We start from the raw sequence: 22,380 nt of genomic DNA on the forward strand, positions 1-22,380 counted from the left end.
TTCTAGTCCTGTCCCGTCATTGTACGGAACCGTTCGTACAGCGTCCGCGCGACCGGTCCGGGCTTGCCGTCCCGGATCAGGCTTCCGTCCTCGAAACGAACGACCGGCATCACTTCCGTCGTCGTACTGGTGATAAACGCTTCGTCCGCCTGCTGCAGCTCCTCCGGCGTAAACGATTGCTCGATGAACGGGATGCGCAGCTCGTGCGCAATCCGCTGCACCGCCATTCTCGTAATACCCGCCAAAATCTGATTGGACAGCGGCGCCGTCCGGATCGCTCCGTCTTTGACCATGTACACGTTGGAGCTTGTTCCTTCCGTCACAACCCCGTCCCTTACGAGAACCGCTTCAAGGCATCCGCGGTCGGACGCAGCTTGTTTGGCCAAAATGTTGGGCAGCAGGTTGAGCGACTTGATCCAGCAGTTCAGCCAGCGCTCGTCCGGATGCAGCATGACGCTGGCGCCGGTAGCCCTTGCGTCGGCCGGTATTTCCCGAAACGGCTTCGCCGTCATCGATACGGACGCCGGGGAGGCCGGAAACAAATGATTGCGGGGGGCGATGCCACGGGTTACCTGCACATACAGATCGAGATCCGACAGCCCGCTTTTTTGCGTCAATTCGCCGATGATCCGCTTCAGCGACTCGCCGTCGTGCCCGATCTCCAGACGGATCGCCGCGGCGCTCTTGAACAACCGGTCCAAATGCTCGTCGAGCATAAAAGGACGCCCCTTGTAAATCCGGATTACCTCATATACACCGTCCCCGAATTGATGTCCCCGTTCGTCGATCGGAACGGCCGGTTCGTCCGACTGGAGAAAACTCCCGTTAAAATAAGCCAAAGCCATGATGTAGCTCCTCCCTGGTTAAATTCCCATGTTATTAACAAACTAATCGATTTCCTCAGGTCGGTCCAATAGGATAATGACATGATGGCTATAAGAAAATATAATACGAGCATGGGAGGCATTTTATGAATACGGATCATGTTGAATGTTTTATCATGGTGGCTCTGACCGGAAGTTTTAGTAAAGCGGCCAATCTGCTGTATTTGTCCCAGCCCACGGTCAGCCAGAGGATCAAAGCGCTCGAAGCCGACTTGAACTGCAGGCTGTTTCAACGGGCCGGCCATGCCATCGCCTTGACGGAGGAAGGCGAAAGCTTCCTTCCCTATGCCAAAAGCATGCTGCAAGCGCTTCAGGACGGGCAGCAGGCGATCCAGCGGATTCACGGGAAATTGGAAGGCGAGCTGTCCGTCGCTTCCGTATTCGGAGCGGCCTTTTATCTGCTGCCTCAGCTTGTGGAGCAATTCCAGACGATTTACCCGAAGGTGAAGCTGACGCTTTTGACCGGGCATTCGCATCAGGTCCTCGATATGGTGTTGAATCATGAGGTATCCTTCGGGATCGCCCGTGCCGTCAATCATCCGCAGATCCGGCGCATTCCGATCCTGAAGGACGATATGCTGCTGGCGGTTTACCCGGGCCATCCGTTTCACGACCGCAAGCAGGTAACGATCGAGGATGTCGCCAAGGAGCGGCTCATATTGTTCAATCGCGGCTCGCTCGACTGGACGCTGATTAACGGAGCGTTCAGCCACTACCGGCTGGATCGGCACGTGGTCATGGAGGCGGATAACATTGAGGTCGTCAAGCGGATGGTCAAGCAAAGGCTGGGCATCGCGTTTCTGCCGCGTTTCTCGATCCTCCACGATTTGGAGCAGGACGAGCTCCACGAGGTGGAAGTCGCCGGACTTCCGCAGCTGAACCGCAATTTCGAGCTGATCTATTTGAAGGACATGTCGCTGAACCAGATCATGGAGCAGTTTATCGGCTTCTTATGCCAGCACCATGCGCAAACCGGTCATTGGCCGGATCAGGGATAAGAACGAATGTGGCAAGCCTGGCAGAGCTTCCGCACGTTATTGTAAGCCGTCTCCGGAGAGGGCGATTTTAATGTATACTTATCAGGAGAAACAATCATTTATGCGAAGGAAGCAAAAGAATGGATATACGGAAATTGCGCTACTTTATTGCAGTGGCGGAAGAGCTTCATTTCAACCGTGCCGCGGAAAAATTGAACATGACACAGCCTCCCCTCAGCCAGCAAATTCAAGCGCTGGAAGAGGAACTTGGGGTGAAATTGCTGGAACGCAGCAAAAGGCAGGTTCGTCTTACGCCGGCGGGAGCCGTTTTTTTAGAAGAGGCCAAAACGATTTTATCTCAATTGGAGCGGTCGATTAAGACGACGCAGCTTGCCGGTCGAGGCATAAGCGGGCATTTGGTTATTGCGTTCGTGGACTCGGCTGCGGGCGGTTTAATGATCGATATTCTAAAAGGTTTTCGGGAACATTTCCCGCAAATACAGCTTACTTTGCGCGAGATGACTTCCGCCCAGCAAGAGCAGGGCTTACTTGACGGAAGCGTTCATGTCGGCTTTCTCCGTGCCATTGAACCGGCGAAGCATCTGGCTTATCGTACATTCGCAATAGAATCGCTCCTGGCCGTACTGCCCGAACAGCATCCGTTAGCCAGGCAGCCGCTTCTGTCCGTCAGCTCGTTGGAATGTGAACCGTTCGTCTTGTTTCCGCGTCATCTGGGAGCCGATTTTCATCGCCTGATCATGGAATTTTGCTCCCAACATGGCGTTTATCCGAATGTCGTACAGGAAGCAATTCAGATGTACACCATCGTTAACTTGGTTGCCGCGAACCTGGGCGTTTCCATCGTGCCTTCTTCCGTTGCCGAATTTCGGCGCAGCGGCGTCGTATTCCGGCCCTTTAAGGAAAGCGCCCCCCCGGTCCCTCTCTATGCCGCTTGGAGAACCGATACGGATAAGGCCGTCTTGTCAGCTTTTCTCGAGACCATGGAAGCCGTATGTATGGCGGCTATGGCTCGCGGATAACCTGCCAATCAACCGGTTTTTTCCGGATCGCGCTCAACCAGTCCTTCTAAAATATGGTCGATTTTCCTCATCGTTTCAGGGTCAAGACGAAGCCCTGCAGCCTTGACGTTCTCTTGTACTTGCTCCGGCTTCGATGCCCCGATAATGGCGGCTGACACCTGCGGATTTTGCAGCACCCATGCTATGGCAAGCTGCGGCAGCGTCAACCCGGCATCGTGCGCAAGGGAAGAGAGCCTGGAAACAGCCTGCAGCACTTCGGTACGCATCCACTGCCCTGCCAATCGCTCGAAAAAGGAAGCCCCAGCCGGCGTCGAAGCACGGGAGCCTTTGGGAATCGGCTTATCCGGCATATATTTCCCGGAAAGAATTCCTTGTGCAAGCGGCGACCAGACTACCTGCCCGATTCCTTCCCGCTCGCAGGCCGGGACGACTTCCGCTTCGATAACTCGCCATAACATCGAATATTGGGGTTGACTCGCGATCAGCGGAACCTTCAATTCCCGAGCCAATGCCGCCCCCTCCGCAATTTGTCCCGCCGTCCACTCGCTTATCCCGATATATAGAACTTTTCCTTGCCGAACCAGATCCGAAAAAGCCAAAAAGGTTTCTTCAAGCGGCGTCCTCTCATCAAAGCGGTGCGCATAATAAACATCGATATAATCCGTCTGCAATCTGTTCAACGAAGCATGGCAGGCTTCCATAATATGCTTGCGGGAAAGCCCTCTGTCGTTCTGTCCGGTTCCTGTCGGATGGAAAACCTTGGTGCACAGCTCAACGCTTTCGCGGCGCACTCCTCTCAAAGCTTGGCTCAGCACCGTTTCCGCCTTCGTATCCGAGTAAACATCCGCTGTGTCAAAGGTAGTAATTCCTGCATCCAGCGCGGCTCGGACACAAGCATAGGCCGTGTCGTTGTCCACTTGAGCGCCGTGGGTAATCCAGTTTCCAAAAGCAATCTCGCTTATCGACAAGCCGCTCACGCCCAATGTTCGATAGTTCATCTAATCTACCTCCTTTCAGGTTACAATCCGATTATAATCAACCGAAATTAATAGGTGAAATATTCTTTTTTATAGGTATTAATTCAAAATTCATATTTATTGTGAAAACTAAATGCATGTCACTCCTATTTTCTAAAAAAAACGCCCGACTTCGCAAATGAAGTCGGACGTTCTTTTGATGTGCAAGCCTTTGCGTTTCCCCGCCGGAGGAACGGTTACAGAACGCCGGCCCGATGGAACTGGTTCGTTCCCCTCACTCGTCCTCCCTGGCCGCCCCCGCTGCTTATGGCGGGGATTACCCAATCGCCCAGTTGCCTTGGCGGAACACCGGCTCACAGGTGCCGTCCGGCAGCTCGCCGTCAATATCCAGCTCCGCCGAGCCGACCATAAAGTCGACGTGCGTCAAGCTGACGTTCGCGCCCTTGGCCAGCAGTTCCTCCTTGGTCATCTTCGTTCCATTTTCGATCGTAAACGGATAGGCGCTGCCGACCGCAAAGTGGCAGGACGCGTTCTCGTCAATGCCGGTATTGTAAAACACGCGGTTCAGGTTCGAAATCGGAGAATCGTGCGGTACGAGCGCCACTTCTCCCAAATATTTCGCCCCTTCGTCCGTCTTCAGCAGGGCATCCAAATATTCCAGCCCGACCTCGGCCGTATAGCTGACCACTTTGCCGCCTTCGAACGTGAGCGAAAACTTGTCGACCAGCCGGCCGTTCAAGTTTAACGGCTTCGTGCTTGTCACCGTTCCGTTCACGCCGGTGCGCAGCGGCATCGTGTACACTTCCTCCGTCGGCATGTTGGCTACGAAGTATACGCCTTGGTCGTCCGTCGTCCCGCCGCCGTGCCAAATATGCCCCTCAGGCAGCTCGACCGACAAGTCGGTACCGGGAGCCCGGTAATGCAGCTTTTTGTACTTTTTCTCGTTGAGCTTCTCCTTGACCTGCTTCAGCCGGCCGATGTGCTCTTTCCAAGCCGCCACGGGATCATCAGCGTCGACCCGGTTCATTTTGAAGATCGTATCCCACATCACCCGGACGCGCTCTTCCTCCGGAAGCTCGGGGAACACCTTGGCCGCCCAAGCCTGCGTCGGCGCTTTCACGAGACACCAGCTGAACTTTTTGTTGCGCACGTAGCTTTGGAATTTCTCTCTCGCCACAGCCGCCGCTTTGGTCGCCCGCGTCACTTTGTCCGAATCGATGCCCTTGTACAATTCCGGGTCGGGCACCTTGATGTTGATTAACGCCCCGCCGTTCTCCGCCAGCTGCTCCATCATCGCCGGCATCCACTGCGGGTAGTAGTCGAACGACTCGTCGGGCGCATATAAGAACCGGTTTCTCGTCACTTCCTCGTCATCCCATTGAACCTGCACGTATTTCGCTCCCGCTTCGTATGCCTTTTGCACGACTTTACGGGTGAACGGCGCAGCTTCCAGCGGCGATTCGATGTGAAGCACTTGTCCGGGCTGAACGTTCGCTCCGACCCGGACGACAAGCTCCGCGTATTTTTCCAGACTTCGGTCAAAAGCTTCCATGTCCCTGTCTCCTGTCCTATCGATTGGTTACCCGTACCATTATACTAGAAGTCGGGAGGCGAACCAAGCGTACTCCCGGGCTCAGATCCGGCCAAACCAAAAGAGCCCCTGACCGGTTCCATGAACCGGCCGGGACTCCTTGAGATCCGATGTCAGCCTCCTACACCGTTATCGTGAAAGTACTCCATTTTTACCGGCTCGTTAGCCGGCGGTTGATACGATACGGACAGGCCGTTCAAGAAAATGAACCCCAAAGTCAGAAGCACCATCATTTTTTTCATCAAGCAGACACTCCCTCCAAAATTTTCTCATATTCCTTCTTCTGCTGTTCTGTTGCATGGTCAACATACTTCCAGAACAAAGAAACGCATTTCTCGAACCCCGAATAATAACGCAATTTTTGGGCTAGACCCAAGGCGTGAATCAATTCGTTTAACGCTTGGTGCTTCCCTCCTCTTTTGAAGCTGTAAATGACCTTCTCATACCAAAAGTGGAACAGCTGCGTGCCATTGATGTGATCGCAAATCGTCCCGACGGTCGGGATTCTCTTTTCGAATTTGGCAAGGACCGCGTCAACGGAAAAATGATACCGGTTCGCGGCTTTCACGACGACCGATAAACTGGGAAGGATTTGATTCGGATATTCGTCCAGATAGGCGGATAATTCGGGCAGTACTTTGAGATTCCCCGTATTCAATTCGAGGATGAGCCCGTTTCCTTTCCCCCATATCCGGAATTTCTCAACCTCCTTTTTACCGACCTCGTCAAGACCTTGGAACCATGAAAGATCGGAATACTCCTGCACGCAACGCTTGGCCTCTTCGTATTGTTCCAGTTTGGTTAGAGCCACCCCTTTCATCAGACAGCCTTGACCATAGTACACGACTAAATGCCGTTCCGTTTGCAGCGGCTTATGCAGCTCATTATGTATCAGCTTTTCGTAGATCACAGTTGCCAGTTCTCTGAGTTCGTCGGCGTACTGTCCGACTTTGTCCCATCTTTCGAAGGTGTAATAAACGTTGGCCATCTGCAAAAGAGCGTCCAGCCGGACATCCTCCGGCAGATGTTTGTAATGGGTTTCAAAACGAAACACGGCTTCTCTGTTTTCTTCCACCCCGGTTCCGATGAGCGATTGAAACAGCCGGAACTGGCTCATGACATACTGCGGGTCCTCTGTATTTCCTTTATCGACAATTTGGCGGTAAAGCGGAATAGCTTCTTTTTTCTTTCCTTGCTCAAACAAGCTCTCCGCTAAGGAAAATTGCTGCGAACAGGTTAGCTTATCGTTCAAGAAACATTGACCCAAGTACAATTCGTAAAGCCAACCGGGGCCGTGACCCAATACGGATGCTATCTTGTCGAGCTGGTCTATGGTGACGGACCGGGGGTAATCCAGCTGCTCAATACGGATTCCTGCAAGTTCGCTGAATTGCGAAGGTGTGAACCCGTGGAGTTGCAACTCATTCTCAACTACCGTTCTCATACTTTGAATGGTCGTTACCATATAAATTCTCCTCCCTGCCTATATCCATAATAGTACATCGGTCGAAGGGAAGTGTAAATAACCTACTTTATATGTATATTACTGGTTTGTAACCGCTATCACACAAAAAAATGAAATGTAGCAAAAATTGCGCTTCGGGATGAGCACTTTTCGCATCGACACGGCTTCGTCCATGTTTTATGATGAGGAAATAAACAATCGCGAACAAAGGAAGAGGTCAGCTTATGGAACACGTCATTGACATTCAGGATGTAACTTGGAAAAACGGCCACAACTATTTGCTGCACAATGTCAGCTGGACCGTGCGTCCCAAAGAACATTGGGCGCTGCTGGGCCTGAACGGATCGGGAAAAACAACGCTGCTGAACATGATTAACGGCTATCTCTGGCCGACAACAGGGTCGGTGTCCGTGCTCGGCCACCGGTTCGGGGAAGTCGATTTGCGCGAGCTGCGCCGATCCATCGGCTGGGTCAGCTCCTCGCTGCAGGAGAAGCTGTACGCCTCCGACAAAGCCCAAAATGTGGTCATCAGCGGCAAATACGCGACCATCGGCTTATACGAGCGGCTGTCCGACGAAGATCTGGACCGGGCGCAGGCGCTGATGCGCACGCTGGGCTGCACGCATCTGTGGGACCGGGAATTCCGGACCTGCTCGCAGGGAGAGAAGCAGAAGGTGCTGATCGCCCGGGCGCTGATGGCAGACCCGCACCTGCTAATTCTGGACGAGCCCTGCAACGGGCTGGATCTGTTCTCGCGCGAAAAGCTGCTGGACAGCATCCAGGAGCTGAGCTGCCAGGAGCAGTCGCCGACGCTCATTTACGTCACCCACCATACGGAGGAAATCGTTCCCGCCTTCAGCCATACGCTGCTGCTGCGCAGAGGCGAGGTGGTCCGCAGCGGCCCCACCGAAAGCATATTGGAGGCGGACATCTTGAGCGAGTTTTTCGAGGCCCCCGTCGAGGTCGAAAAGCACCGTCAGCGAGTATACGTGCGTGCGGCCCACGGCGAGAACCCGCTTGCGTAGATTGCGTAGTAGCTTAGGAGATACTCCCAAAAAAGCTTAGCCGCTTTACCTGCAAAGGAAAACGGCCAAGCTTTTTTTGTTCATCAGATGAAGCGTTCCCGCCGCGCCTCGTTAGTTTGAAGAAGACTCCGCCGTTTCGACGATTGGCGGTTCCCCGATCATCATCTTTTGCTCGAACGGCGCCGTGAGCATCATCAAGGTATAGGAGTAGCCGAAATCCCCGCATCTTTCCGAAAAATCCACCAGCTCCTCGGTCGTTGCAGTAACGACCTTCAGCATGTAGTTGTACTCCCCGCTAATCCGGTACATGTCCGTCACCTCGGGCGACTGCCTGCAAAATTCGACAAAAGCGGCGCATTTCTTCGTCCGGAACATGACGAAGGCCGTCGTGTTCTTGCCCAGCTTCGGCATGGAGATCGCCGCGTGATATCCCGTAATCACGCCTTGCTCCTCCAGCTTCCTCACTCTCTCCTTCACGGCCGGCTGCGTCATCCCGATGATCCTCCCCAGCTCCGCCATCGGAATGCGTGAATTTTCGTGCAGCAGGCTTAAGATTTTGTAGTCCACCTGATCCATCCAAATCATCCTTTCAAATATATAAGTGAAAATCGCGAATTAACTTCAATCGTTAAATTGATGAGGAGCAAATACCTTTATTCATGTATGTAAATTATAAAATCGTTTTTGTAAAATGTCATTAGTACATCGCTTGTCGCATCCGCGCGGGAATCGGCAAAATAAAAAACAGTATTTTTCATGCAAGGAGTGAAGCGTTTGTCTCGCTATATCGGAATTTATTTGCTTGCTCTAGGGGAATTTATGGTGGGGACGGCAGAGTCGATTATTACCGGCATTATCGGCATGATCGCCAAGGATACGCAGGTGCCGCTCTCCCTCGCCGGGCAGTTGGTCACGGGCTTCTCTCTTGCGTTTGCCTTCGGCTCGCCGCTGTTGATCGCCTTCACCGCCCGGATGGAGCGAAAAAAGCTGCTCGCGGCAGCTCTTCTCCTCTTTATTGCAGGCAATCTGCTTGCTTTTTTCAGCACAAGCTTTGCGGTGCTAATGGCCTCCCGAATTCTGCTCGGGTTAAGCGGAGGCGTCTACACGGTGGTGGCGCTCGCCGCTGCGGCCAATCTGGCTCCGCCGGAGAAAAAGGGAAGCGCGATCGGAACGATTCTCATGGGCTTTAGCGTCTCGCTCGTTCTGGGGGTCCCTGCAGGCACCATGGCCGGGGAGTTGTGGGGATGGCGTTCGGTATTTTTGATCATCGCGGCGTGCAGCATCGTTGCGGCTTGGGCAGTTATGGCGTACCTTCCCAAGCTGCCGAAGCAAGAAACCGTCCCGCTGCGAACCCAATTGGCTGCGCTCAAGAACAGCCGGGTCGTCACGGCGCTGCTGATCTCATTCCTGTTCGTGACGGGATACTCGACCGTGTATACGTACATTACGCCCCTCCTGCAATCCGCAGCGGGGATGTCCACGGCGCTTGTCAGCACGACGCTGTTGCTCGCAGGGCTCGCCAGCGCCGCAGGATCGCGTATAGGAGGATTCGCCACCGATAAATGGGGGATTCGGCCCACGCTGTACGTGAGCCTGCTTCTGCATGCCGCGATTCTGATCGCTTTTCCCTTCGCAGCCCAGCTTGTTATCGGGGCGATGCTGGCGACCATGGTGTGGATCGGTGCCGTGCAGACGACGGTACCTGCCCAGCAGTATTACCTGATCACCTTGTCCCCGCACTCGTCCGAAATTGCCCTGAGCGTCAATACTTCCGTCTTTCAGCTCGGGCTGGCTGTCGGAGCAGGCGCAGGCGGACTGATCGTGGACCGCTATACGGCCGCCCCTCTCGGTTGGGTTGGCGGAGCGACCGTGCTCCTTGGCCTTTTCTTCGCATGGCTGTCGTTTTCGCTGGGCAGAACCGCCTCGTCGAAGGCCGTGCTGTCGAAGTAAAGCAAACGAACCGGCACTTTTGTGGCAGTTCTCCAACATGGAGGACTGCCTTCGCCGCTTACAGCTTCTCCTGCACGGGGGTGAAGCCTTCCCCGATCACTTCGAACACCTCGTTCACGATGACAAAGGCCTGCCGATCCGTTTCCATAACAAGCTTCTTTAAACGGCTAACTTCGGAGCGGCTGACGACGCAGTAAACAATTTTCTTATCCGAATCGCTATAGCCGCCTTTGCCGTAAAAAAAGGTGGTTCCTCTTTCCAGTTCCTGATGGATCCGCTCCGATATCAGCTCCGGATACCGGCTCACAACAAACGCCGCTTTCCCTTTCGCCGTCCCTTCAACTACATAATCGATCACACGGGAGCCTATGAATACGGCAACAATCGTATACATAGCCCTTTCCCGGTCCAAATAGATCAGGGAAAGAAGGATCGTCAGGCTGTCGAATAGAAACACACTTCTTCCTATGGGCCATCCCCAAAACTTTTTGAACATCTGGGCAAGAATATCGGTTCCTCCGCTCGTTCCTCCATAACGGAAAACAATACCTAACCCCACTCCCACCGTAGCGCCAGCATATAAGGAAGCTAGGAGCAAGTCGTTCATCGGAAACCGGAACCCTCGGAAGATGTAGACAAACAGTGAAAACATAAGCGTGGCAAAGACCGTGTATACAAACGATTTCCGTCCCAGTACTTTCCAGCCGACAAGAAACAAAGGCAGGTTCATCGCAAAATTCGTAAAACCCGTCTCCCAGCCGAACATGTACTTCAGCAAGAGGCTGGCTCCGGTAATGCCGCCCTCGGCCAGCCCGTTTGCCGTATTAAAATAATTGATGCCGAAGCCCATGACTGCCGAGCCGATGCATATCGCAGCACCGTTCTTGAAATGCTCCTTCATTCTGGCCCACCGCCAGATGACCGCAGCGCAGCACCTTTTTTCTTTCTGTTTTTCAAATAGTAAATCAAATAGCACAGCACCACAAACGGAATACCGTAATACAAGGCGACTCGCTGCTCCGGGTCGAAGTACAATCCGATGCAGGAAACAGAGCACAAGACAAATGCCAAAATCGGAACGAACGGGTACAAGGGAGTACGGTACTTGAGGTTACGGATATCCCCCCCGTTCCTCAGGAATTGCCTGCGGAACATAAACTGTGAAGCGACGATGCCCATCCAAACGGCGACGACGGCAAAGCCTGAAATGGCGATAAGCACAACATAGACGGTATCCGCAGCGATGACGCTGGAGAGAAGCGACAGGCAGGCCACCAGCATGCTGATGATCAGCGCGTTCAGCGGTACGCCGCTTTTTGTCGTTTTTCCGAGCCATGGGCTGATCATGTTTTCTTCCGCCAAGGCCCAGAGCATACGCGTCGAAGCATACAACCCCGAATTGCCGACCGATAAAAGCGCCGTCAAAATAACAAAATTCATAATATCGGCGGCATAAGGAATACCAATTTTGTCGAACACGAGAACAAAAGGGCTTTCAACAACACCTGCTTCCTGCCAGGGGACAAGCCCGGCCAATACGAAGATGGCAAGGATAAAGAAGAACATAGTCCGCCATACGACGGTACGAATGGATCTCGGGATCACCTTGTCCGGATTTTCCGTTTCCCCAGCCGTAACTCCGATCAGCTCCGTCCCGGAAAAGGCAAAATTCACGGAAATCATGGTGAACAGCACTGGAAGAAACCCATTCGGGAACAAACCGCCTTGGTCAAAAAGATTGCTCAGCATCGGGGCTGCCTGATCTTTCATAGGGATGATCCCAAACATAGCCGCGCCGCCCAGCAGAATAAACAAAACAATAACGACAACTTTAAATCCGGCCACCCAAAATTCGGACTCTGCAAAAAATTTGACTGAAAAAGCGTTTAACGCAAACAGTAATACGGCAAACAGAGCGCTCCATATCCAAACGGATACCCCGGGAAACCATCGCTGCATCAAAAGCCCGGCTGCCGTAAATTCGGACCCCACCGTTACCACCCAAGTCAGCCAATAAAGCCAGCCTACGGCAAACCCGGTAGCAGGGCCGATAAATTGGGCGGCATAAGCGGGGAAGGAGCCTGTGACGGGCATCGCTACACTTAACTCGCCAAGACAAAGCATAACCAGGTACATAATAAGTCCGCCGACCAAATAAGCAAGAATGGCTCCTCCGGGGCCCGCTTGATTCAGCGTGTAACCCGTGCTTAAGAATAGCCCCGTTCCTATAACCCCGCCAAGAGAAATCATAAATAAGTGTCTGCTTTTCATCGTTCGTTTCAAACGATTTTGTCTGTTATCGTCCATGCCGCTCATCCTTCTTCTCTCCCTTGTCCAAGTTAGGCCGTTTCCGGGATCGTAGCTTATCCTCTTCCTCGCAAGTAATACCGTATTTTCACCTTTGGGCATGATCTTGATTCCATCTTATAGATAACAGAAATTAAAGCATTTTACTAGCATACCAGAATAAAGAAATCGCTTTCATTTTGACATGGCATTTATCGATAAAGAGGTGCACCGTAAGAATGCTTTCTTACGGTGTCAACCGGAAGCAAACAACCTTAGGCTCGGTCATTTCCTGCAGGGCGAATTTGACGCCTTCTCTTCCGATGCCGGATCCCTTTACTCCGCCGAACGGCATCGCATCGATTCTGTAATCCGAGCTGTCGTTGACCATCACCCCGCCGACATCCAGCTTGCGTACGGCGCGGAACACCTTATCGATATCCCGGCTGAAAATCCCGGCCTGCAGTCCGTAATCCACACGGTTCGATTTTTCAATCGCCTCTTCCAGACCGGTCACCTTGAAGATGGAGACAACCGGACCGAATACCTCTTCCTTCACGATCCTGCAATCTTCCGGAACGTTCGTCATCACAGTCGGCTCGTAAAAAGCACCGTTTCGATTCCCCCCGCAGAGCAGTCTGGCTCCGCGTTCGACCGCCTCCCGTACCCACTGCTCCACACGCTTCGCCTCTTTTTCGCTGATCATGGGCCCCATATCCGTCTGCTCGGACTGCTTGGCACCGGTCTTGTACTTCTTGGTTCTTTCCACAAACTTCGAAACAAAGGCGTCGTATACGCCGTCTTGGACATATATCCGCTGCACGCCCAGGCAATTTTGTCCCGCCGCCCAGAAAGCTCCGGAAACGTTGGATTCCACGGCATCGTCGAAATTCGCATCATTCAGTACGATAACCGGCGAATTGGACCCCAGCTCCATGCTCATTTTTTTCAACCCAGCCTTTTGCATGATCGCCTTCCCAGTGGCCAAACCACCTGTGAAGGAAATCATTCTAACATCCGGGTGCGTTACCAACACATCCCCTATTTCACCCGCATTTCCCGTAATCACGGACAATATTTTTGCCGGCAGTCCGGCATGGTCGAACGCTTCGGCCAACATAAGGGCGCTTAACGGCGTAACCGTCGCCGGTTTCACGATGATGGCGTTGCCTGCCGCTATAGCGGGACCAACTTTATGGGCAACGAGATTCAGCGGATCGTTAAACGGAGTGATGGCGCCGATGATGCCGATAGGAAAACGGTAATAATAGCCCAGCCGGTTTTCGCTGCCGGGCATTTGATCGAACGAAATCGTTTCCCCATTCAAGCGTCTGGCTTCCTCGGCGCTGATTCGCAGCGTTTCCACGCATCTTCTTACTTCCTTGCGCGCCTCCTTGATGGTCTTGCTGCCTTCGGAGGCGATGGTAATCGCGTAGGCTTCGCGTTTTTCATTGATCCAATCGGCAGCCCGGTGCAGAACGGCGATCCGTTCATGAACCGGCATCTCCGAACATATGCGGAATCCTTCCTTCGCCTGTTCGATGGCATATATCATATCCGCTGCGGAAGCCGCGGGCACGGTCGCAATCAAGCGGTTGTCCTGCGGATCGTTTACAGGCAGCGTCTTCTCCCGATGAACCCACTCGCCGGCCAAATACATTTTGTTCTTCTTCGTCATCGTTTCCATGATCATGCTCTGCACCTCATCCTTTGTTTGGTTTTCGAGGACTGCCGGATCGGCTGCTTACAATTGGTTGCGGTGAATGTTAATTAAATCGATCAGGATGGAAAAGCCAGTCTCCTTGCGTCCGGCTCCCGCTCCCATCAGCGTGATGGGGCCGGCCAAATCGCAATCGTACGTGACGGCGTTAACCGCGCCCCCGACGCCGGCCAGCGGGTCTTCAAGCGGCAGCATTTCCGGGCCTACCTTGGCCGTAATCCGATCGCCGTCCCGGGAGCATCTGGAAATCAGCTTCCAACGCTTTCCTTCGTCTTTGGCCCGCTGAATATCGGCCGGGGTCAGCTTGCTGATGCCTTGAACGGCTACGTCCTCCCGTCTTAGCGGGGCCTTCATGACGATATTGCCCAGAATGGTAATTTTATATTGGGCGTCGTAGCCCTCCACATCGTTCGTCGGATCGGCCTCCGCGTAGCCCAATGTCTGGGCTTCGACCAATGCCTCCGCATAACTCATTCCCGCTTCCATCCGGGTCAGCATATAGTTCGTTGTTCCGTTGAGAATACCCTTGATTTCATCGATGCGGTTGCCCGCCAATGCAACGATAGGCATGCGAAGCGCAGGCGTGCCGCTCATCACCGTTCCCTCGTAGCCCCAGCGCACTCCATGCCGGCGGGCGAGCTCCGACAATTCCTTGTAGGCGAGCGCGACGGGCCCCTTATTGCTCATAACGACGTGCTTCTTGCATTCGAAGGCGGCGCGGCAGTGGTCAATCGCGGGCTGGCCGGTCTTCACATCCGTAAATGTAAGCTCAACAATGACGTCCGCATTCGTTTCCCGGATCGTCCTGAAGCTGTCCCAGCCCCTGATCAGGCCCGGCTCCTCCGGGTAGGCGTCCAGACTCCCCGTTTCTTTGACCGCCCGAAGAGCTTCCGCTGCTTTCAAACCGCCGGGATGGTAGATTGAGCCCTTCATCTTGTCGGAAATCGCCACGACGTTTGCCTCGAATCCCAGATGGTCAGCCAGCTCTTTCCGCCTATCCTCCAAAATTTCCGCCAAGCCTTGTCCTACCACGCCGAAGCCAAGCAGTGCGATATTCAGTGTCATTTCTCGTTCCTCCTTACTTGTTATGAGTGCTTACCGGCAAATTGGCTTCCACATGTGCGAGCGCTTGAGCCAAATCGGCGATCAAATCCTCGGTATCCTCAATGCCGACCGAGATGCGAAGCAGGCCTTCCGAAATGCCAAGCGCTTGGCGTTCTTCCAGAGTGCATTCTACATGGCTTGTCGTTCTCGCTGGCCCGTAGATCGTTTCAACAGCACCCAGATTGCCTGCCCGATTCGCATATTGCAATTTGTGCAGCAGAAGCTTGATGGCTTCCATGCCTCCCTTTAATACAACGCTTAGAATGCCCCCGTAGCCGTTCATTTGCCGCTTGGCTACGTCATGATGGGGATGCGTCTCGAGCCCCGGGTAGTTCACGGCCTCGATCAGCGGCTGCTGCTGCAAATACCGGGCGATCGCCATCGCGCTTTGCGTCTGCTGCCGTACGCGCAGATGTAGTGTTTTGATCCCTCGGATAATCAGGTAAGCCGCCCATGGGTCCAATGCCGCTCCATTGATTTCCCGGTAGTGGTAGACCTTCTCCATTAGCCCGGCCGCACCGCACACCACGCCGCCCATCGCATCGGCATGGCCGCTTAAATATTTGGTTGCGCTATGAATGACGAGATCGGCCCCAAGCTTCAGCGGATTCTGGTTAATCGGCGTGGCGAACGTATTATCCACCATAACCAGAGCCCCCACCGCCTTGGCGGCCTTCGCCAGCCGCTCAATGTCCGTAATTTTCAACGTCGGGTTCGTCGGGGATTCTAGGTAAACTACCTGACAGCCCTTGGCGATTTCGGCTTCAAGCTCCACATAGTCCTCCGTATTGCAGAGCACAGACTGAACATGCATGCGGGGCAGAAACTCCGTAAATATTTTATTAGTGCCCCCGTACGTGTCCTTCACGGATACAACCCGGTCTCCAGGCTTGAGAAAGGTATGCAAAGAGGCGCTGATGGCCGCCATTCCCGAGGAAAAAGCGATGGCCGCTTCGGCCCCTTCCAGCATTCTTATCTTCTCTTCAAACGCTTTCACGGTTGGATTGGACATGCGGTTGTACGTATAGCCCGGCTTGAGACCCAGCGCCACGTCGTACCATTCATCCACATCCTGATAATCGTAAGCCACACTCATGACGACAGGAACTTGCGTCCCTCCGAAAACCCTGAACTCTTTTTCACCCGCCCATACTGATTTGGTACCTATATGCGCGTTCATCTTGATCCCCTCCTGCTTCCGGTTCATTCCGGCCTAATTACTATTTTTACAATAGTTTTTGTATACAATATACTTTATACATTGTGATTCAGATCATAACATGGCTTTTTTTAAAAATCAACAAAAAAAATAAAGCGCTTTCACATTGGACGCCTGCTTCTTGATTAAAATTTCTTACAATGCTACTATGATTACGAATTGAAAAAATATTGTATATTGTATAAAAACTTACGGCGGAAGGGGTGTTCGGGTATCACGGTTCACAGATATCAATCGTTGAAAGATCACGTTTACAATTATATAGCCGAGGAAATCCAGAACGGTTCTCTGCTGCCCAATCAGAAAGTGAATGAAGCCTCCATTTGCGAAAAGCTGGGCGTAAGCCGGACCCCGGTACGGGAAGCGCTTATTCAGCTGGCATCGGACAATCTTCTGGAGAATATTCCACGCAGAGGCTTTATTGTCAAAGAAATCGATACGAAAAAAAAATTGGATGTGTTCCAGATCGTCGGCGTGCTTGATGCGTTGGCCGCTTCCTTGTCGGTCGACTATCTCACGGATGAAGATATCGCCAGAATGACCCGATTGGCCGATCAGATCGACATCGCCATACAGCAGCACAATTTTTCGGATTACCAGACGCATCAAAACGAGTTTCATCAAGTATATTTATTGAAATGCAACAACAGTTCGTTGATCGACCTGCTGAATTCTTTACAGCACAGCTTCGTCAGGCAAATTTATTTAAGCGACGACAAGGAAAAATTGTTTGCCGTCTTGGCTCAAATGAATGAGGAGCACCGGCAAATTATCCAATACTTTAAAGCCAAGGATACCCAAGGGGTCGAAGCGTTCATCAAGAATGTTCATTGGAAAATCAATTATACGGATATGATCTAGCTGCTAAACACAGCAGACCGGTACAACAAATCCCCTGGGCGAGGTGCAAGAAATTGAACCCAATAGAGCGCATCCTCAAGGACTTTCCTGTCATCATCCTTGATGGGGCCTTATCAACCGAGCTTGAACGCCATGGCTGCAATATCGACGATCCTTTGTGGTCCGCCAAAATCTTGATGGAGAACCCTGGATTAATAGGAAAAGTACACACCGATTATTTTGAGGCCGGAGCGGATTGCGCCATCACTTCAAGCTACCAGGCCAGCATTGACGGCTTTGTCAAACAGGGCCTCAGCGAAGCCCAGGCGACCGATTTGATTCAAAATTCCGTACGTATTGCGGTACGGGCGCGGGATGCTTTCTGGGATACATGGAAGGACAAATCGGCTAGGCCCAGGCCCCTCGTTGCCGCTTCCGTCGGCCCTTACGGAGCCTATCTGGCGGACGGGTCAGAATATCGGGGCGATTATAGGCTGACGGAACGGGAGCTCATTGAATTTCATCGGCCGCGGGTTAAAGCGCTGGTCGAAGCCGGAGCCGATTTGCTCGCTTGCGAGACGATCCCCAGCCTTCTGGAGGCGAAAGCGATCGTTGCGTTATTGCAAGAGTTTCCGCAAATGTGTGCGTGGATGAGCTTCAGCGCCAAAGACGGAGAGCGTATAAGCAGTGGGGAGCGTATGGACGAATGCGCCGAGTGGCTGGACAAGCAGCGCCAGATTGCGGCCCTGGGCGTTAACTGCACCCCGCCTAAGTATATCCCTTCGCTCATCCATGAAATCGGAAAGAAAACACAGAAACCTATTCTGGTTTACCCGAATTCCGGCGAGCAGTATGCAGCCGGCACGCGCACCTGGCATGGAGCGGCGTCCGAAGAAAGCCTTGGCTGCAGTGCCAAAGCCTGGTACGGTCAAGGAGCCCGATTAATCGGCGGTTGCTGCCGCACCACTCCCGACGATATCCGCTCCATCTTCTCCTGGGCAAGAAATACCGGCTGACGTTGCGCCGGGAGCCGGATCAGCCAGATTGCACCCCGATTGTTAGCCCCCCTAACAATTGGAGGTGCATTTTTTATGATCAAAGGCCGCAGCGCGCTTCGAATAAAAGACAAAAAAAAGGCATGAGCTCAGTACAAATACCGAACTCCTGCCTACAGAAGATACTAACCTATATGGCCGCGGCCCTATTTTCCCCACTCGCCAACGGCAGCGATTAACCTGTGAAACGTTGAACTCCATCCCGTGTCAGGGCGTCGTATCGCCGGCAATCACCGTTTCCATGATTTTCTTAACCTCGGTGAGATCGGTTGTTTTCCCCAGCGCCCACATGAATTTAGGAACAATTGCCTCCGTGTTCATATCTCTGGAATTAATAATCAGGTCCTGATTCACCTTCCGCCCGACTTCATACAGGCCCAGGTCTCCCCCTTCTTCCAGACATTGCGTCGTGAGAGCTACCGCGATCCCCGCATCGATCAGCTCGTTGATTTTCGGAATCAGATTTCTTTCCTGGAACGGCAATCCTCCGCTCCCGAACGTTTCGATCACAACGCCTTTGTACAGCCCCTTCAGGTAATCGAAGAGCTCCGGCTTCGTCCCCGGAAGCAGCTTTAACAAAAAGACGTCGGGACAAAGCGAACAATCCAGACCCGGCTCCTTGCTCCGCACCGTCCGGACCGGATGATGATACGTAATGCTTTCCTCGATATAAGCGATATAAGGATGATTAATGCTTTCAAACGCGTCGTAGCTTTTGGTCCTCATCTTCACCGCTCTTGTACCGATGATAACGCGCCCGTCAAACACAACGTAGACCCCGCCCACAGGCTCGCAGGCAAAACGGATCGCATCGATAATATTTTTTTTCGCATCGGTTCTTTTGTACACAATCGGCACTTGGGAGCCGGTGATGACGACGGGCTTCCCCAGATTCTGCAGCATGTACGAAAGCGCAGCGGAAGTATACGCCATCGTATCAGTCCCGTGGGTAATGACAAAACCGTCGTACTGATCGTAATGCTCGTAGACGGCCTTGGCGATCGTGACCCAATACTCGGGCTGCATGTTCGTGCTGTCGATCGTCATGATAATTTTGGTTTCCACCTGATAGGACCGGTTCTGTTCCGGCAAATAATGCAGAAGCTCGTCCGCACTCATTTTGGGAGCCAGCCCGTTTTCGCCCGGAACGGAAGCAATGGTTCCTCCGGTCGATAGCAGCAGTATTTTTTTCATATCTATCCAAGCACCCTTTCATCTGAGCGGACTATACTGACCTAGTATAATCCATCCGAAAAAGTACGCGTAACGCGACCATATTCTCATTATAGTGAATAGACTTGCGAAAAACAACAATATTCTTATGCGTTACGCGAACAGAACGTGTTATAATGGATGGGTATGAGGAGGTATTTTCCATGCTGACACGACTATCCCGACTGAGAAAAAGCAAAAAATGGTCGTTACAATATACAGCCGACCGGCTCGGCATTGCAAAAAGCACCTACGCAGGCTATGAATCGGGGTATCGGGAACCGCCGCTGGAAACGTTAAAGAAGCTCGCCGACCTGCTGGAAACGTCCGTGGACTACTTGCTCGGCCGAATCGACAATCCGGCGTTTTATCCGAAAGCGTGGAAGGTCGAGCTGCACGATAAACTGAAATTAACCGAAGCGCGTACGCGGTTCGATGTAGAGCTAATTCTGGACGGAGCGCCACTCAACGAGGAAGAAGTCAAGCAGTGCATTGCGTTTATCCGCACGAAGCGCAAGCTGGACACGAACGGTTGACGCGAACAATAAAAAGCTTAGCCGCCCCCTCTAGGGAATACGGCTAAGCTTGATAAGTTTAAGCCCTCAGCTCCATTACATCTTCGCCGATCCGCTAAGCAACGCGAACCGGATGTGCTGCCATTTTCGGGAACGCCAGCGCAGCAGCATGCTCGCGCCGCGCAGAAATTCGTCGACAATAAAAGCAAGCCATATTCCGGGGATGCCCAGCTCACAAACGATCCCAAAAAGATAAGCCAACGGAATGCTAAGCCCCCACATGGAAATGAGTCCCACAACCACCGGAAATCTAACATCGCCGGCAGCATTCAGCGCTCCGATGACGATCACATTGCATGCGCGCCCCGCTTCAAGCAGCAGCGACAGCAGCATCAGGGTTTGCCCGAGCCGGATCACTTCCGGGTCGTTCGTAAACAAGCCGAGCAACGGGCGGGAACAAATGACGAGCAAGCAGCCTATGCCAAAATTAATCGCCCATCCGATACGCAAATTCCGATAGCACATACGATAAGCGGAATCATGCTGACCTGCCCCAATCAAACGGCCAATCATCATCGACGTCGCTTGTCCGATCGAGACCGAAACCAAAAAGACGAATGTAGTAATGTTCTGGGTGTAAATTTTGGTCGTCAGCGCCGAAGTGCCCAGCATCGTAACAAAATACGTAATAAAAACTTGCGAAGCGTTATAAGAAATGTTTTCCCCCGCCGATGGAATGCCAATTCTGGTCATTTCCTTCACTTCGTTGACCGGCAGCCGAAACATGTCCTTCCAGGAAAGAGGATACGGTAAATACTTGATCAGCAGAAATAGCGCAAGGCCTACCCCGAATACCCGGCTGGCGTTGGTCGCCAAAGCAACCCCCTCCACACCTAGAACCGGAATACCGAAAGGGCCGTATAAGAACAAAAAGTTCCCGGCAATATTGATCATAATGACAGAGAAAGACAGCAGAAGCATCGGCTTCAGAAAACCGTGCATCCGCAGCACCGCATCTGCCGTACTAATGATCGCTACGGTGAAAGAAAGCATCCCCACCGTTGATAAAAACGTATATCCGTCCCCCATCAGCTCCGGCGGCAGCTTCATCAAGCCCAATAACGGCTTGGCAAAAATAAATAAAGCTAGACTGACGACGAGCCCTAGCATAAGGTTCATCCCCAGCGCAATCGAAGCCATTCTGGCGGCTTCTCGTTCTTTTCCCGCACCAAGCAATTGCGAAATCAGCACGCTGAGCCCTACGGTAACAAATCCGAACATCAATTGGGCCACAGTTAACACTTGAGCGGCCACGCCCACGGCGGCCACCGAACGATCCGAATAGTTGCTGAGCATCAGCGTGTCTATATTCAATATAATGGTTTGAAGCAGTTGTTCCACGAAAATGGGACCCATTAACCGAAATAAGGTAAACCGTTTATCTTGCTGTTTTTCCATACCATCCGCCTTCTAGCTCTTCAGGAAGCCACCTCATTCATGAATGTCACGGCAGCTGGCTTTCTCCACCAGTTCGTGCTCCAGCATGATCGTTCTTGCCGGGTGCGACCGCTGTGCATGATCGTTTTGCTCGATAAGCTCCATGAGCAGTTCGACGGTCGCTTGTCCTATTTTGTCCATCGGTTGTTGGATGGTCGTAAGCCTCGGCCGGATCACGTCGGACATTTGGTTGCCGTCGAAGCCTATGACAGATATATCATCCGGCACGCGCAATTGATGATCCGCCATACAGTTGATGGCGCCAACCGCCATATCGTCGCTCGCCGCAAATACGGATGTAAACGAACCGCCGGCTTCGGACAGAAGTTCGCCCATTAACCGGTAGCCGCTGGCCAGCTTGTAATCACCGAAGCGGATAATCGATTCGTCTACTGTAATGCCGTAGTCCTTGCAAGCGGCGAGATACCCTTCGTAGCGCTTTCTTCCCGCACATAAGTCCCGCATGTCCCCCGCAATCATCGCGATCCGCCGATGACCCTTGCGGATGAGATGCGCTGTGGCGTCGTAAGCGGCCTTGAAATCGTCTATCATCACCGTCGGCAGATTCAGGCCCAATTCAGCATGGACCACCAGCGGAATTTGATTTTTTTGCAAAAAAAGCCGGATATGATCGTTCAGCTTTTCATGCATGAGCACTATGCCGTCCACACGCATCTCCTGAAACACATTCAAATATTTGACGACCTTATCCGTATCTTCGACAATGTTGGAAACAAGCAGGTTATAGCCTTTGCGCCCCAAAGTCTCCTCGATGTTGCTCAGAATTGTCGCCTGGAAGTTGGACGTAATATCGGGGATAATAACTCCGATCAGATTGGTTTTATTCCGTTTCAGACTCTTGGCAATCAAACTGGGCGAATAATTAAGCTGCTCGATCGCTTGACGCACTTTCTTTTCAAGCTTTTCGCTCACATGCTCGCCCTTATTCAAAACCCTGGACACGCTCGTGACCGAAACACCCGCCACACGTGCCACATCCTTGATTTTCACGCCCATACGTTG

Annotated in this window: 21 protein-coding genes; 7 read left to right on the plus strand and 14 right to left on the minus strand. The window is 52.6% G+C overall.

Going from position 1 to position 22,380, the window contains the following annotated elements:
- Window positions 1-2: 2 nt before the first annotated feature.
- Window positions 3-845: a D-amino-acid transaminase gene (dat, locus tag KQX66_RS03125; RefSeq protein WP_216789526.1), complete on the minus strand. Its 843-nt coding sequence runs from the start codon at window positions 843-845 to the stop codon at window positions 3-5.
- A 125-nt stretch (window positions 846-970) separates the two neighbouring features.
- Between dat and KQX66_RS03130 the strand changes: the two genes are divergently transcribed.
- Together KQX66_RS03130 and KQX66_RS03135 are read left to right on the plus strand one after the other, a co-directional pair.
- A complete protein-coding gene (locus tag KQX66_RS03130) occupies window positions 971-1,882 on the plus strand; it encodes a LysR family transcriptional regulator (protein WP_216789528.1) in 912 nt (303 codons plus the stop codon).
- A 119-nt stretch (window positions 1,883-2,001) separates the two neighbouring features.
- Window positions 2,002-2,901 (plus strand): LysR substrate-binding domain-containing protein, encoded by a 900-nt coding sequence (locus KQX66_RS03135; RefSeq protein ID WP_216789535.1) that lies wholly within the window; start codon window positions 2,002-2,004, stop codon window positions 2,899-2,901.
- An 8-nt stretch (window positions 2,902-2,909) separates the two neighbouring features.
- On the opposite strand, the gene KQX66_RS03140 is transcribed toward KQX66_RS03135, so the two are convergent.
- From KQX66_RS03140 to KQX66_RS03150, 4 genes are all read right to left on the minus strand, one after another.
- Window positions 2,910-3,899, minus strand: coding sequence for an aldo/keto reductase family protein (locus KQX66_RS03140; protein ID WP_216789537.1), 990 nt, complete (start codon window positions 3,897-3,899; stop codon window positions 2,910-2,912).
- A 295-nt stretch (window positions 3,900-4,194) separates the two neighbouring features.
- Window positions 4,195-5,430, minus strand: a complete 1,236-nt coding sequence (locus KQX66_RS03145) for an aminopeptidase (RefSeq protein WP_216789540.1) — start codon at window positions 5,428-5,430, stop codon at window positions 4,195-4,197.
- A 152-nt stretch (window positions 5,431-5,582) separates the two neighbouring features.
- Window positions 5,583-5,711: a hypothetical protein gene (locus KQX66_RS37750; protein WP_267904967.1), complete on the minus strand. Its 129-nt coding sequence runs from the start codon at window positions 5,709-5,711 to the stop codon at window positions 5,583-5,585.
- On the minus strand, window positions 5,711-6,934 hold the full coding sequence (locus tag KQX66_RS03150) for a tetratricopeptide repeat protein (RefSeq protein WP_216789542.1): 1,224 nt from the start codon (window positions 6,932-6,934) through the stop codon (window positions 5,711-5,713). The genes KQX66_RS37750 and KQX66_RS03150 overlap by 1 nt, the downstream gene beginning before the upstream one ends.
- Before the next feature lie 224 nt (window positions 6,935-7,158).
- Between KQX66_RS03150 and KQX66_RS03155 the strand changes: the two genes are divergently transcribed.
- Window positions 7,159-7,959: an ABC transporter ATP-binding protein gene (locus KQX66_RS03155; protein WP_216789552.1), complete on the plus strand. Its 801-nt coding sequence runs from the start codon at window positions 7,159-7,161 to the stop codon at window positions 7,957-7,959.
- A 111-nt stretch (window positions 7,960-8,070) separates the two neighbouring features.
- Here the strand turns inward: KQX66_RS03155 and KQX66_RS03160 are convergent, their stop codons facing one another.
- Entirely contained in the window at window positions 8,071-8,535 is a 465-nt protein-coding gene (locus KQX66_RS03160) for an Lrp/AsnC family transcriptional regulator (protein WP_216789554.1), read from the minus strand.
- Between the two features lie 189 nt (window positions 8,536-8,724).
- Here KQX66_RS03160 and KQX66_RS03165 point away from each other — a divergent pair, with 189 nt between their 5' ends.
- Window positions 8,725-9,909 carry an MFS transporter gene (locus KQX66_RS03165; protein ID WP_308647086.1) on the plus strand — a complete coding sequence of 395 codons (1,185 nt, stop codon included), beginning with the start codon at window positions 8,725-8,727 and terminating at the stop codon, window positions 9,907-9,909.
- A 58-nt stretch (window positions 9,910-9,967) separates the two neighbouring features.
- Here the strand turns inward: KQX66_RS03165 and KQX66_RS03170 are convergent, their stop codons facing one another.
- The 5 genes from KQX66_RS03170 to KQX66_RS03190 form a co-directional block, all read right to left on the minus strand.
- On the minus strand, window positions 9,968-10,810 hold the full coding sequence (locus tag KQX66_RS03170; protein WP_216789559.1) for a YitT family protein: 843 nt from the start codon (window positions 10,808-10,810) through the stop codon (window positions 9,968-9,970).
- Window positions 10,807-12,225, minus strand: a complete 1,419-nt coding sequence (locus tag KQX66_RS03175) for an amino acid permease (RefSeq protein ID WP_216789562.1) — start codon at window positions 12,223-12,225, stop codon at window positions 10,807-10,809. Before KQX66_RS03175 ends, KQX66_RS03170 begins: the two co-directional genes overlap by 4 nt.
- 217 nt (window positions 12,226-12,442) lie before the next feature.
- Window positions 12,443-13,888, minus strand: a complete 1,446-nt coding sequence (locus KQX66_RS03180) for an aldehyde dehydrogenase family protein (RefSeq protein WP_216789564.1) — start codon at window positions 13,886-13,888, stop codon at window positions 12,443-12,445.
- A 51-nt stretch (window positions 13,889-13,939) separates the two neighbouring features.
- The gene (locus KQX66_RS03185; RefSeq protein ID WP_216789566.1) at window positions 13,940-14,980 is read right to left on the minus strand and encodes a homoserine dehydrogenase; all 1,041 of its coding nucleotides are present in this window, start codon (window positions 14,978-14,980) and stop codon (window positions 13,940-13,942) included.
- Window positions 14,981-14,993: 13 nt separating this feature from the next.
- Window positions 14,994-16,199: a cystathionine gamma-synthase family protein gene (locus KQX66_RS03190; RefSeq protein ID WP_216789569.1), complete on the minus strand. Its 1,206-nt coding sequence runs from the start codon at window positions 16,197-16,199 to the stop codon at window positions 14,994-14,996.
- A 276-nt stretch (window positions 16,200-16,475) separates the two neighbouring features.
- On the opposite strand from KQX66_RS03190, the gene KQX66_RS03195 reads away from it, so the two are divergent.
- Window positions 16,476-17,099: a GntR family transcriptional regulator gene (locus tag KQX66_RS03195; RefSeq protein WP_163859467.1), complete on the plus strand. Its 624-nt coding sequence runs from the start codon at window positions 16,476-16,478 to the stop codon at window positions 17,097-17,099.
- Between the two features lie 53 nt (window positions 17,100-17,152).
- Complete coding sequence (gene mmuM / locus KQX66_RS03200) at window positions 17,153-18,094, plus strand: homocysteine S-methyltransferase (RefSeq protein WP_216789571.1); 942 nt, start codon at window positions 17,153-17,155, stop codon at window positions 18,092-18,094.
- 246 nt (window positions 18,095-18,340) lie between these two features.
- On the opposite strand, the gene KQX66_RS03205 is transcribed toward mmuM, so the two are convergent.
- Entirely contained in the window at window positions 18,341-19,327 is a 987-nt protein-coding gene (locus KQX66_RS03205; protein WP_216789573.1) for an asparaginase, read from the minus strand.
- 182 nt (window positions 19,328-19,509) lie between these two features.
- Between KQX66_RS03205 and KQX66_RS03210 the strand changes: the two genes are divergently transcribed.
- Window positions 19,510-19,881, plus strand: a complete 372-nt coding sequence (locus KQX66_RS03210; RefSeq protein WP_216789575.1) for a helix-turn-helix domain-containing protein — start codon at window positions 19,510-19,512, stop codon at window positions 19,879-19,881.
- A 75-nt stretch (window positions 19,882-19,956) separates the two neighbouring features.
- Here KQX66_RS03210 and KQX66_RS03215 read toward each other — a convergent pair whose 3' ends face one another.
- Complete coding sequence (locus KQX66_RS03215) at window positions 19,957-21,318, minus strand: MATE family efflux transporter (protein WP_216789578.1); 1,362 nt, start codon at window positions 21,316-21,318, stop codon at window positions 19,957-19,959.
- 33 nt (window positions 21,319-21,351) lie between these two features.
- Window positions 21,352-22,374 carry a LacI family DNA-binding transcriptional regulator gene (locus KQX66_RS03220; RefSeq protein WP_216789580.1) on the minus strand — a complete coding sequence of 341 codons (1,023 nt, stop codon included), beginning with the start codon at window positions 22,372-22,374 and terminating at the stop codon, window positions 21,352-21,354.
- Between the last annotated feature and the right edge of the window lie 6 nt (window positions 22,375-22,380).

Source organism: Paenibacillus oleatilyticus (assembly GCF_018998565.1).
GTDB classification, from domain to species: domain Bacteria; phylum Bacillota; class Bacilli; order Paenibacillales; family NBRC-103111; genus Paenibacillus_G; species Paenibacillus_G oleatilyticus.